Annotated in this window: 8 protein-coding genes; 5 read left to right on the top strand and 3 right to left on the bottom strand. The window is 62.3% G+C overall.

Annotated elements, in window-relative coordinates:
* The first annotated feature begins 87 nt into the window (after positions 1 to 87).
* Positions 88 to 1,221, top strand: a complete 1,134-nt coding sequence (locus BPHYT_RS33445; RefSeq protein ID WP_012428552.1) for a 4-hydroxyphenylpyruvate dioxygenase family protein — start codon at positions 88 to 90, stop codon at positions 1,219 to 1,221.
* 26 nt (positions 1,222 to 1,247) lie between these two features.
* Here the strand turns inward: BPHYT_RS33445 and BPHYT_RS33440 are convergent, their stop codons facing one another.
* Positions 1,248 to 2,180, bottom strand: coding sequence for a LysR substrate-binding domain-containing protein (locus tag BPHYT_RS33440; RefSeq protein ID WP_012428551.1), 933 nt, complete (start codon positions 2,178 to 2,180; stop codon positions 1,248 to 1,250).
* A gap of 168 nt (positions 2,181 to 2,348) precedes the next feature.
* Here BPHYT_RS33440 and BPHYT_RS33435 point away from each other — a divergent pair, with 168 nt between their 5' ends.
* Both BPHYT_RS33435 and BPHYT_RS33430 read left to right on the top strand, forming a co-directional pair.
* Positions 2,349 to 3,386 carry a DUF1338 domain-containing protein gene (locus BPHYT_RS33435; protein ID WP_012428550.1) on the top strand — a complete coding sequence of 346 codons (1,038 nt, stop codon included), beginning with the start codon at positions 2,349 to 2,351 and terminating at the stop codon, positions 3,384 to 3,386.
* Positions 3,387 to 3,425: 39 nt separating this feature from the next.
* Entirely contained in the window at positions 3,426 to 6,425 is a 3,000-nt protein-coding gene (locus BPHYT_RS33430) for an FAD-binding and (Fe-S)-binding domain-containing protein (RefSeq protein WP_012428549.1), read from the top strand.
* 31 nt (positions 6,426 to 6,456) lie between these two features.
* Here BPHYT_RS33430 and BPHYT_RS33425 read toward each other — a convergent pair whose 3' ends face one another.
* Positions 6,457 to 7,089, bottom strand: coding sequence for a helix-turn-helix domain-containing protein (locus tag BPHYT_RS33425; RefSeq protein ID WP_012428548.1), 633 nt, complete (start codon positions 7,087 to 7,089; stop codon positions 6,457 to 6,459).
* A 547-nt stretch (positions 7,090 to 7,636) separates the two neighbouring features.
* Between BPHYT_RS33425 and BPHYT_RS33420 the strand changes: the two genes are divergently transcribed.
* Positions 7,637 to 8,086: a hypothetical protein gene (locus tag BPHYT_RS33420; protein WP_012428547.1), complete on the top strand. Its 450-nt coding sequence runs from the start codon at positions 7,637 to 7,639 to the stop codon at positions 8,084 to 8,086.
* 129 nt (positions 8,087 to 8,215) lie between these two features.
* On the opposite strand, the gene BPHYT_RS33415 is transcribed toward BPHYT_RS33420, so the two are convergent.
* A complete protein-coding gene (locus BPHYT_RS33415) occupies positions 8,216 to 8,872 on the bottom strand; it encodes a hypothetical protein (protein WP_012428546.1) in 657 nt (218 codons plus the stop codon).
* Positions 8,873 to 9,223: 351 nt separating this feature from the next.
* On the opposite strand from BPHYT_RS33415, the gene BPHYT_RS33410 reads away from it, so the two are divergent.
* Complete coding sequence (locus BPHYT_RS33410) at positions 9,224 to 12,073, top strand: DNA-binding protein (RefSeq protein ID WP_012428545.1); 2,850 nt, start codon at positions 9,224 to 9,226, stop codon at positions 12,071 to 12,073.
* Positions 12,074 to 12,107: the final 34 nt, after the last annotated feature.

The raw sequence follows: 12,107 nt of genomic DNA, 5'->3' as shown, positions 1-12,107 counted from the left end.
CAGTGTCACACTGCCGATGCAGCGGCGGCTTGCACCGAACACCAGAAACAGTGCGAATAGCGTCGAAAGACTGTAAAGGAGATTGCCATGCCCAGCGACTTGCCCACTCCAGACGCCGCGCTGCGCGCCGTGTCGGCGCCTGAGCACAATCCGCTCGGCACTGCCGGCCTCGAATTCGTGGAATTCGCCGCGCGCGATCCGCAGGCGCTCGGCGAGACCTTCACCAAGCTCGGCTTCAAGGCGATTGCGCGGCATATCAGCAAGGACGTCACGCTCTATCGTCAGGGCGAGATGCAGTTTCTTATCAACGCCGAGCCGGACTCGTTCGCCGCGCGCTATGCGGAAGAATACGGCGCGGGCATCTGCGCGATCGGCATTCGCGTGGCGGACGCTCAGCGCGCCTTCGACCGCGCAATCGAACTCGGCGCATGGGCGTTCGAAGGCGAGAAGATCGGCACGGGCGAGTTGCTGATTCCGGCCATTCAGGGCATTGGCGACTCGCATATCTATTTCGTCGACCGTTGGCGTGGCCGCGGCGGGCAGCGTGGCGGCCTCGGCGACATCTCGATCTTCGACATCGACTTCCGGCCCATCGAAATCGACACGGCTCATGCCGACTTGAGTCATGCGGGCAACGGCCTCGTCGCCGTGGACCATCTGACGCAAACGGTCGGCGAAGGCCGGATGCAGGAGTGGCTCGACTTCTATCGCGACCTGCTCAACTTCCGCGAGATTCACGAGTTGCACGCCAATTGGCATGTGTCGGCGGAATCGCGCGTTATGGTGTCGCCGTGCGGCGCGATTCGCGTGCCCTTGTACGAGGAAGGCACCAGCCGGACCAATCTGATGCACGAGTATTTGCCCGACCATCCGGGCGAAGGCGTGCAGCATATCGCCCTCGCCACCGACGACATTTTCGCGTGCGTCGAGCAGTTGCTCGCGAACGGCGTCGAATTCGTCGAGCCGCCGCCGCGTTACTACGATCAACTCGACGCACGTCTGCCGGGCCATGGGCTCGATATCGTGCGACTCGAGCGCACGCGCGTGCTGGTGGACGGCGAAATCAGCGCGGACGGCGTGCCGCTGCTGTTTTTCCAGACCTTCGTGCGGCGCCGCGCCGGCGAAATATTCTTCGAGATCGTGCAGCGCCAGGGTCATCACGGCTTCGGCGAGGGCAATCTGAGCGCACTGGCCAAAGCGCGCGAACAGGCTGGCGCCTGAAGGTTCGACCTGAAGCCCGCGCCGGCTCAAGCTTTGCCGGGCGGGCTGCCTAGCTCGGGATTCACCGCGTTGTAGGCCGCGGCTTCGTGCAACAGCCACTCGCGGAAACTCGCCAGCGGCCTGCCATGACTCAACTCGGTCGGATAGACAAGGTAGTACGCCGAGTCGGCGACGGCGGGCGCATCGAGCGGAATCACGAGCCCAAGCTGGTCGAGCTGCGCATCGACGAAGAAATGCGGCACCAGCGCAATGCCAAGGCCGGCAGCGGCCGCGCTGATGAGCATGGTGTGGAGTTCGTAGCGCACGCCCTGCATGGCCCGGTTGTCGTCCACGCCCACGCTGGCGAACCATGCGGCCCAGCCGTCCGGCCGGGTGGTGGAATGCAGCAGCGGGTAGTTCAGAAGCTCGGCGGCGCTTTGAACGGGCCGCTTCAGCAGACTCGCCGCGCACACCGGCACGACCTCTTCGCTGAACAGAAAATCCGCCGACGTGCCCGGCCAAGTGGGCTTGCCGTAGTGAATCGCAGCCTCGAAGTGGGTCTCGGCGAACGGGAACGTGCCGGTTCGCACACCCATGTTCACACGCACGTCCGGATACTGCGCGTTGAATGCCGCGAGCCGCGGAATCAGCCATTGCGACGCGAAAGTGGGCAGAACCGCCAGCTCCAGATAACCGCCGCCGCTGCCGTGCGCGATGATGGACAGCGTGTCGCGATCGAGTTGTTCCAGCGAGCGCCGCACTTGGGCGCTATACACCTTGCCCGCTTTCGTCAGCACCACGCGCTGTTTGACGCGCACGAACAGCCGCACGCCGAGATTGCTCTCCAGCGTATTGATCTGCCGCGACACCGCGCTCTCGGTGAGAAAGAGTTCGCGCGCCGCGTGTGTGAAGCTCTCATGCCGCGCGGCGGCTTCGAAAGCGAGCAGCGCGCCCATGTTGGGGATCTTGAACTTTCGCACGTTGATTCCAAAAACGCATCAAGTGGCGATTTTATCTCGCTTTACGGCAGGCCGGGCGGTTTGAATAATCACGTCTTCGAGCATGCCATCCGGTCCTGTTGCATCCGCGCCGGCAGGTTTGTTCGAACACATAAATCAGCGCCCGTCAAAGCCACGTAGAGAACCGCTATGCGACCCATCAAGAATGCGAATGTCGAACAACTGCTGCTGAAATTGCTCGGCGCCGAAAAAACCACACGGCTCTTCGCGACGCTGAACCATCCGCGAATTCTGGACGAATGGGAGGGCGGCATCGTCACGCGCGCCGAGCTCGCGCAGGCGATGAACATGGCGCTGTTCGAGGATCTGCTGGCGCGCTCTGCGAACGGCCGCCAGTACACCGAGGAGACGATCGCGGCGGGCGACAGCGTCTACTTCGATCACGGCGCCTTGCGCACGGTGCGATGGCCGCACAGCGGCGCGCTGCCAACGGGCGAAGCCGCGTTCGCGCGCATTCTTCGTCCGCTCGGCTTCAGCATCAACGGCCGCTATCCGCTCGACCGCCTCGGCATGACGGGCCGCGCGTGGGCACACGACGACGCGCCCGATGAAATCGCGCAGTTCTTCGTCAGCGAATTGCATCCTGAACGGTTCTCGCCGGAATTTCAGCAGGCGGTGACCAACGTGATCGGCGCGTCGCGCGATCCGTTGACGCCGCGCGCCGTCGGCCAGTTGTGGGAGCTCGAGCGCGACGGCGTGCTGCCGCTCGACTCGGCGCACGAATTGCTGCCGGTGATCGTCGGCGCGTTCGCGCGCCAGCACGACATGCCACTCGAAGCCGATTACGAAGTATTGTTTATGGAATCGGCGGAAATGGCGTGGATCGCCACGGAAGGCAACGCGTTCAACCATGCCACCGATCGCGTCGCCGATGTCTTTCAATTGTCCGACGACGAGAAGGCCAAGGGTCGTCCGATGAAACCGGAAGTGGAGCGCTCGCGCTCGGGACGTGTGTTTCAGACGGCGTATCGTGCCGACCTGGTGCAGCGCGAGTTCCGCGCGGCTGACGGCAGCGTCGTGACGCGTGAAGTGCCGGGCTCCTTCTACGAGTTCATCACGCGCAAGCGGACGTTCGATCAGGACGCGCGTCGTTGGGAAACGGACCTGCGCTTTGACGCGGGCAACGCACAGGGCATCTTCAAGATGACCGCGAACCAGGCTGCCTAAGCGCGCAGCAGCGCACAGGCACGAGAGACGGGGAGCGCAGTGGGAACATCATTTGATGAGCAACAGGGCGCGGGCGTCGACGAACTGCACGATAACGGCACAAGCGCATTGAAGCGGGCGCCGCATGTTGCCACGCCGTTCACCGGCACCGCCGCCGTGATGCAGGCGCTCGAAGCCGATTTGCGCAGCCACGTGCGTGGCGAAGTGCGCTTCGACCAGGGGTCGAAAGCGCTGTATGCGGCGGATGCGTCGAACTATCGGCAAGTGCCGCTCGCCGTCGTCGTACCTGCGGACGTCGACGACCTGTTGGCCACGCTCGCCGCTTGCCGTCGCAACGACGTGCCGTTTCTCCCGCGCGGCGGTGGCACGTCGCAGAACGGACAGTGCGTCAACGTCGCGGTGGTCGCGGACGCGAGCAAGTATGTGAACCGTGTCGTGTCGGTCGATCCGGTCGCGCGGGTTGCGATCGTCGAACCCGGCGTGGTCTGCGACACCTTGCGCGATGCCGCTGAACAACACGGCCTCACCTTCGCCCCCGACCCAGCGACGCACAGCCGCTGCACGCTCGGCGGCATGATCGCCAACAACTCGTGCGGCGCGCATTCGGTGATGGCCGGCAAAACGGTGGAAAACGTCGAGGCGCTGGAAATCGCGACCTTCGATGGCGCGCGTTTCTGGGTCGGTCCGACCTCCGATCAGGAGCTCGAACACATCATCGCCGCGGGCGGCCGTCAGGGCGAAATATACGCCGCGCTGAAGCAGTTGCGCGATACCTACGCCGAGCAGATTCGCGCGAGATTCCCGCAGATCAAGCGGCGTGTGTCGGGCTTCAATCTCGATCAATTGCTGCCGGAAAACGGCTTTAACGTTGCGCGTGCACTGGTCGGCACCGAGGGAACGTGCGCGCTCACCTTGCAGGCGAAAGTGCGCCTGGTGAAGAGTCCAGCGATGCGCGTGATCGTCGTGGTCGGCTTCACGGATATCTACACGGCGGCGGATGCCGTGCCGCATTTCATGCGCTGCGAGCCGATTGCCGTCGAAGGACTGGACCGCGCGATCATTCGCGGTTTGCAGGCGCGCGGTTTGAAGAAGGACGAGATCGCGTTGCTGCCCGAAGGCGATGCGTGGGTCGTGCTCGAATTCGGCGCGGACACGCAAGACGATGTGATGCTCAAAGCGCGAGCCGCCGCCGCTTGTTTTGCCTCCGGGGAAGCAGGCCCCAACGTCTCGGCGATGCTCGTCGAAGATCGCGCGTTACAGGCCAAGGTCTGGTCGATTCGTGAGACGGGCGCGTCGGCGGTGGCGTTGTCGGTCGATTCCGGCACGCCGGACCCCGTGGTCGGCTGGGAAGATGCCGCGGTCGATCCGCTGCGTCTCGGCGACTATCTGCGCGCGTTCCAGGCGCTGGTGGATCGCTACGGTTACGAGACGAGTCTCTACGGCCATTTCGGCGATGGCTGCGTGCACGCGCGCATTACCTTCGATCTGCGCAGTGCGGAAGGCGTGGCGACGTGGCGCAAGTTTCTGCGCGAAGCGGCCGAACTGGTCGTCGAATTCGGCGGTTCGCTGTCGGGCGAACACGGCGACGGCCAGGCCAAGGCCGAGTTTTTGCCGATCATGTACGGCCCCGAGTTGATGCAGGCGATGGAGCAGTTCAAGGCAATCTGGGATCCGGCCAATCGTTTGAATCCGGGCAAAGTCGTGCACGCCTATCGCGCCGACGAGAACCTGCGCATGGGGCCCGCCTACAAACCAGTCACGTTGCAAACCAGACTGACGTTTGCGAGCCAGGAGGGCGAGGGTTTTCAGCGCGAGATCGAGCGATGCATCGGCATGGGCAAATGCCGCTCGCTCGAAGGCGGCACGATGTGCCCGAGTTATCGCGCGACACGCGAAGAGAAATATTCGACGCGTGGCCGCGCGCATCTGTTCTGGGAAATGCTGCAAGGCGACGTGATTGCCGACGGCTGGCAAAGCCGCGAAGTGAAGGAAGCACTCGATACGTGCCTCGCCTGCAAGGGCTGCAAATCCGATTGCCCGACGCATACGGATATGGCTTCATACAAGGCGGAATTTCTTTCGCATTACTACGAGACGAATCGTCGGCCACGGCAGGCGCTGTTCATGGGACGTATCGGCGAATGGGCGCCGTGGGCGGCGCGTTTTCCACGTCTGACGAACTTCATGACGTCGGCGCCGTGTTTGTCTTCGTTCGGCAAGTGGCTGGCCGGCGTGGCGCAAACGCGCGAACTGCCTCGTTTCGCGGATGCCACATACAGGCAGATCGCGCGACGTTCGCCGCAATCGGCGCGTGATGCTCGCGGCGACGTGAAGAAAGTGATCCTGTGGGTCGATACGTTCAACGATCACTTCACGCCCGAGATCGCGCAGGCCGCTGCCGATGTCTTAAAGCAATTGGGTTGGCATGTCGTGTTGCCGAAGAACCGGTTGTGCTGCGGGCGCCCGCTGTATGACTTCGGCCTGCTCGAACGCGCGCGCGAGTTGCTCACTCATATTCTCGACGACCTCGCGGACGATATTGCCGCCGGCGTGCCGCTAGTCGGTCTCGAACCGGGTTGTTTGTCGGTGTTCAAGGACGAATTGCTGAAGCAACTGCCCAATCATGCATTGGCGAAGAAGCTGTCGGCGCAAACTTTCCTGTTCTCCGATTTCGTCGCGCGTCAGTCGTTCGATTGGCCGACGCTCGCCGCGGACGTAATCGTGCACGGACATTGCCACCAGAAGGCGCTGTTCGGCATGCAAGGCGATACCGCGCTGTTGAACAAACTCGGCGTGAAGTGGAAACTGCTCGATACAGGATGCTGCGGTATGGCCGGATCGTTCGGCTTCAACGCGGAGCATCACGCGCTGTCCACGAAGATCGGCGAAGACAAGCTATTTCCGGCGGTGCGTGCGGCGAGCGTGGAGACGATCGTGTTGACCAACGGCTTCAGTTGCCGTGAACAGATCGAGCAGGGGACGGGGCGTCACGCAATGCATATCGCGCAACTCGCGCAGCGGGCGTTGGCGGCGCGCTAAAGCGCATTCACGCGCGCTGCTGCGCCTGCGCTTACTTCTTCGTCGATTCGATGGTGGCCGGCGCTTGCGGAATGTCGGCGCTGGTCGCCATCCACAACACTTCGGCGTCTTCTTCGCTCGTGGAGACCGCTGCGTGACCGGTGCGGCTGTCGAAGTAGAGACTGTCGCCGGCGTTCAGATGCGTTGGCGCGTACAACTCCGAATAGAGGCACACGCTGCCGCTGATCACGTACAGAAACTCCTCGCCTTCGTGACGGCCCCAGTCGTCGAAGGCGTCGAGCGTGTGCGCGGAGATGCGGATACGAAACGGCAGCATCGCCTTGTGCGCGAGGTCGGTGGCGAGCAGTTCCATCTGGTAGCCGCGATACGCGTGGCGCTGGCCTTCGTTTTTGCGGGTCAGCGCGCGGCGGCCGCTGGCGCTGACTTTTGGCGTGGAGCCGAACAACTCGCCGATTTCGATCTTCAGTCCGAGGACGATTTTCTGCAGCACATCGAAAGTGGGGGACATCAGGCTGTTTTCGACCTTCGAGAGCGTCGAGCGGGACACGCCGCACAGGCGGCTGGCGGTTTCCAGCGTCAGGTCCTGCGCCTGGCGGGCAGCGCGGACGCGGCGGCCGAGGTCGGTGATGGACGGATCGGCGGATTTGGCGAGATGGGTGTCCATGGGGCTTGATGCTCTAAATGCGCGCTTGAGGGGACAATGTTGTTTCCGATAATAACATTTGGGGCGGCCGACAAGTCTGCAGGCGAGATTCAAGCGTTGGCGGTGGGCTCTTCACCAGCGCTTTGAGCCCTTGCGCGAGGCTTTAGCAAGGAAGTTGATCCGCGAGATCGAAGCGAGTGCGACATTCGTGTACTTTTCTCATCGGAAACTTGATTCATGGCCGAGGAGTGGCCGCCCGGCAGTGTCGTTGCCGAGCGCAATATTAGTTCGAATTGCCGGTCGCGTTGTATGTTGCGGCCCATGATAATCATGGTGGCCTTAAGTTTGTCCCGGTTGGAGGGCTAATACCAGTTAGCTTGATTATGAAAAAATTAAGTGAAACAGATGTTTGCGGAATATCCAGCGCCCCGCATTCTATTAATCGCAAAGTCTATGATGCGATCGGCATACTAATAAATTTTGTTAAATCGTTTCGACGATAGATTTTCCGTTGTCGTATGCATTACGATGCTGGAATTAAAAGCAGCATCGACAAGATAAACGATCCATGTCTCAGAATCGTAAAAAACGACCAACGGGGAATCAGGCGCGTAGAAAGCGGCTGGGTAAAGCCAAGCTTTTGCCGCATACCACGGCATATGTGCGCGAACAGTCGTTGCGCTGGCATCTCGCCTTGGCCGCATTTCAGGCGGGCAAAGGCAACGGCGAATTACTGGCGAAACTGGTGAAGGTGCTTTACCTGGCCTGGTATCTTCAACAGGCCGGGTTCGGCGCGCTGGAGCGTGACCTTTATCTTGATGCCGAACGTATTCTGGATGCCGCCGCCCGCAGCGCGAGCCGAGAAATCTGGCGGATCGCGGCAGTGGACTGCGCGCCGATCACGAGGCTTCTCGATTTGCACGAGCAGCAATTGCAAACAGCGCCGGTATTCGCGGTGGACCAAGCCGAGTCACGCGTTGTGCGCTTCGGTCAGAGCGAGAAACGATCGCCGTGGTGAGCGGATTTGAAGCGTGACGACTTCAATGTGGGTCGTCGCCGGCAGTTATCGTGGAGTCGGGCATCACCATTTTTCTTTTGACGCGGGCTGTCTTCAGCCTGGTTGTGGCTGATCAAGCGCCGTTTCCTGTCAGGCGTGCCCCGAGCGTTCGTTGAATCGCCGTGTTGCAGCGTGCAGCGCTGCGCTCGGACTATCGAGCGGCCGTCTACCCTTCTGGACGAGGCCGGCGGCAGCCGCCATCCACGGATGAGCGAAGGCGACAACGGTCGCGCCCGCCTCATACGCCTCATCGGCTGATGACGCGGTCGCCGCGAGGCATGCTTGAACGTCGCCCGCTTTGAACAGCGCCCAAACGTGGCCGACGTGAACGACTTCCACCGACTCAGCGCTGTTGCCCGCCTGCTCCGCGAAGAGCCTCTTCGTTGACTCGATTGCCGATTCGGCCGCGCACAACACGACGATTCTCCCGCCCACTTCTGCTGCCGCAGCAGCCAACGCAACATCCGCGCGGACGATAGGCACAGGCTGACTGTTGATATCGGCCACCGCGGGCCCGAGCGTGCCGCACGTGAGAATGACAGCGTCGGAACCGGCTGCCAGCGCAAGCAGCCGCTGGTTTGTCTGGGCGCGCAGCTCGTCGGACAACGCCCCCGTTCGGTCGACGGCCTCGCGAAGGTCCGCTCTCACTTCATGGTGAAGATCTTCGGCCAGCAGTCCAAGCGTTTCTGCTGCCTGCTCGAACACCTGGCGGTTTCCATCCATCGTATGCAGAAACGAAATACGCATTGCCGTATGCCTCGGTATCAGGTGTTTTATGTCGACGCCCCTTCGTATTTCCATGCCGGCGGGCGCTCCGATCGGTTCCGCTGCATTGTTGCAACGTCGGTGCGGGCTAACAAGGCAAGCGCTCGTACCGGTATCGCGGGTACCTGCTTCAAGCGAGCGATCCGCGGCGATATAGCGGCCTTATGGCCCGTTGTTCCGCGCATTCGAGACGACCGTTGAGCCCTAATATCAGCGGTCCGCGTGCTGTTAGCTGTCATTTAGCTTGTATCCCGAACGTCGCCGGACGTCCGCAGACGTAGTAACGTATAAAATTTAACCTTTCGCCCCGTTACATTGATTCTTGAGGCGCATATGTCCACGGACACAGACACAATCACCGATGAACAGATCGCTGCCATCGCCGATCGCATGGTCGAAGAGGGCAGAAGAGTTTCGCCAGTGACAATCTGGAAAGAGGTTCGCGGCGGTTCGCTGGTGGCGATAGTCGCAGCCTTGCAACGCTGGCGCGAGGCGCGGCAGGCCGACACACCGCAAGCACAGGTCCAGCCCGGCTTGCCGGAAGGCCTCGCCGAAACGGTCATCAGCGCCGCGGATCGGATCTGGGCGGCGTCCCAACACGATGCGGAGAAGGCGTTCAATCAACGTCTCGCCGCGGTGAGCCAGGACCTCGAAGCTGCACTCGCGGAACGGGACGAAGCGCTTGCCGAGTATCAAAAGAGCATCGATGAAATGGAAGCGGGGCGCAATCGTCTCAGCGCGCTGACGGACGCGCTGAGCGCGTCGGAAAGTGCTGCCCTGCGCCTTGAGGCGGAACGCGCGAGCGCCGCCGGTCGCGCCGAAACGGCTGAAACTCACGCGAACGAACTGGTACAACGTGCATCCGCGCAAGACGCCGAACTGGAAGGCATGAAGGCCTCGCTCGACGAAGAGCGCCTGGCGCGTGAAGAGTTGGCCACGGCGCTGACCGGCAAAACTGATGAAGTCGCCCAGATCACACAGGAGCGAGATCAGGCGCGGCACGAATCCGCGACATTGAGCGACGCCTGTCAGGCGAAGACAGAAGAGGCGGCGCGATTCGCGCAAGAGGCAAGCGCGGCTACGTCGCGTGCTGAAGCAGCGGAGGCACGCATCGAGGAATTCGTGCAGCGCGCCTCCGACGACCAGACCAAACTGGAAGCCGCGAACGCGTTGCTTGAAGAAGAACGCCAGGCACGCGAAGCGTTGGCGACGGTCGTTACGAGCAAGAACGATGAAGTAACGCGAGTCACGCAGGAACGCGATCACGCCCAGCAGGAAATCGCCGCTTTGCGCGACGCTCATGAGGCGAAGTCGCAAGAAGCCATGCAACGGTCGCAGGAGGCGAGCGCCGCTTCGTCGCGTGCGCAAGCCGCTGAGGCGCGCGCGGAAGAACTGGCGCGCCAAGTGTCGCTGCAGGTTGAGGACCTGGAGTCCGCGAAGTTGTCGATCGAAGAGGAACGCCGGGCGCGCGAAGAACTGGCGTCGATCGTGTCGGTCACGAACGATGAGATGACGCGCGTCGCTCAAGAGCGTGATCTTGCGCTGGAGGAAATCACGTCGCTGCGCGGCGCCTATGAGGCCAAGTCGCACGAGGCGAGTGCTGCTGCGTCTCGCGCGCAAACGGCAGAGGCGCGCGTGGCAGAGCTTACGCAACGCGTGTCGTCGCTAGATGCCAGCCTGGAAGCGACGAGCGCGTCGCTTGAAGAGGAACGCAAGGCACGCCAGGAATTGGCCTCGGCTGTCTCCAGCAAGACCGACGAAATAACGCGCGTCACTCAGGAGCGCGACCAGGCACTGCAGCAAGTGGCGACGTTGGAAGCCGCGTATCAGGCGAGCTCGCAAGAAGTGACGCGATGGTCGCAGGAAGCGAGTACCGCGACGTCACGCGCTCACGCAGCAGAGACACGTGTAGAAGAACTCGAACAGCGTGCATCGGCGGATCATGCCAATCTGACCGCGACAAACGCGTTGCTGGAAGAAGAACGCAAAGCACGCGAAGAGTTGACGGCGGTTGTCTCGGCCAGGAACGACGATGTAACGCGAGTCACCCAGGAACACGAGCAAACGCGGCAGCAGTTCGCCGCTTTGCGCGACGCCCATCAGGCGAAGTCGGAAGAAGCGACGCGACTGTCCGACGAGTTGAGCGCGGCAACGTCGCGCGCGCAGGCAGCCGAAGCACGCGTAGAAGAACTCGCGCAGCGCGCAGCGTCGCAAGCGGCCGAACAGCAAGCCGCAGCGGCTTTGCTAGACGAAGAACGCAAGGCACGAGCGGAGTTGGCCGCAGAACTATCAGCCAGGCACGATGAAATAGCGCGAGCCACCGAGGAGCGCGATGAAGCCCAGCAGCAGATTGCAGCGTTGAACAGCGCCTATCAAGCCAGGGAAGAAGAAGCGGCACGGTTGTTGACGGAGTTGAACGCGGCTTCATCGCAGGCAAAAGCAGCTGAAGCGGAGGCAAGCGAGAACCACGCGCAGTTCGCCGCAGTGGAAGCTGAGTTGAAACAAGCCCGCGCTGTGCTTATCGCGGAGCGCGAGGCAGCGCAGGTGCGGGCCGAGGAAGCGTCGGCTCAACTCAGCGAGTTGCAGCGCGTCACGCATGAACTCGAGGAGGCGCGGGAGCAGATCAGCGCCGTGACCGAGGCGAAGACGCTTGTCAGTGCGAACCTTGCTCGGCTGTCGCAGGATGCATCCGCCGTGAAGGAACGCGCGGAGGCCGCCGAACGCCATGTCGCGCAACTGGAGCAGCGCGTCACGGCGCAAACCGCGGCCATCGCGCAACACGCTCAACGCGCCCAGCAGTTAGCAGCCCGCGCCGAGGAGAACGACAATGCCGAGGAGGTCGCGGCATTGCAACGTCAAGTGTCGACGCAAGCCAAAGCCCATGCAAAGGCGATGAGCGAGCTTCGCACGACGGCCGAACAGTGGGTCGCGCACGCAAAAGACCTGAAGCAGCGGCTCGGTCTCGCAAGCGAAAAAATCTTGTTCATCGACGCGCGCAGCACCGGCGAGGTGGCGCTTGTCCGGCGGCTTTCATCCGAACTGGAGCGGCTCAAGCCGGATCACGAATTGGTCTCCAGAGAGACGCAGCAAAAACTGATCGCCGCGACGATGACGCACCAGCTCGCGCAGAAGGGTTACCGTTACGACCCGGCCACGGCGGTGATGTCGAAAGTCACGACCTGACGCAAGCCAACGGTCAGACGCGCATGGAGAAAGG

The organism is Paraburkholderia phytofirmans PsJN, assembly GCF_000020125.1.
In the GTDB taxonomy this organism is placed as follows: domain Bacteria; phylum Pseudomonadota; class Gammaproteobacteria; order Burkholderiales; family Burkholderiaceae; genus Paraburkholderia; species Paraburkholderia phytofirmans.
The sequence above is the reverse complement of the archived record's forward strand: the minus strand, read 5'-3'. Positions and strand labels throughout refer to the sequence as shown.

Bases quoted from the DNA above. Each gene is read 5' to 3' on its own strand.
- BPHYT_RS33445 (WP_012428552.1), top strand. From the start codon at position 88: ATGCCCAGCGACTTGCCCACTCCAGACGCCGCGCTGCGCGCCGTGTCG.
- BPHYT_RS33435 (WP_012428550.1), top strand. From the start codon at position 2,349: ATGCGACCCATCAAGAATGCGAATGTCGAACAACTGCTGCTGAAATTG.
- BPHYT_RS33425 (WP_012428548.1), bottom strand. From the start codon at position 7,089: ATGGACACCCATCTCGCCAAATCCGCCGATCCGTCCATCACCGACCTC.
- BPHYT_RS33420 (WP_012428547.1), top strand. From the start codon at position 7,637: ATGTCTCAGAATCGTAAAAAACGACCAACGGGGAATCAGGCGCGTAGA.
- BPHYT_RS33415 (WP_012428546.1), bottom strand. From the start codon at position 8,872: ATGCGTATTTCGTTTCTGCATACGATGGATGGAAACCGCCAGGTGTTC.
- BPHYT_RS33410 (WP_012428545.1), top strand. From the start codon at position 9,224: ATGTCCACGGACACAGACACAATCACCGATGAACAGATCGCTGCCATC.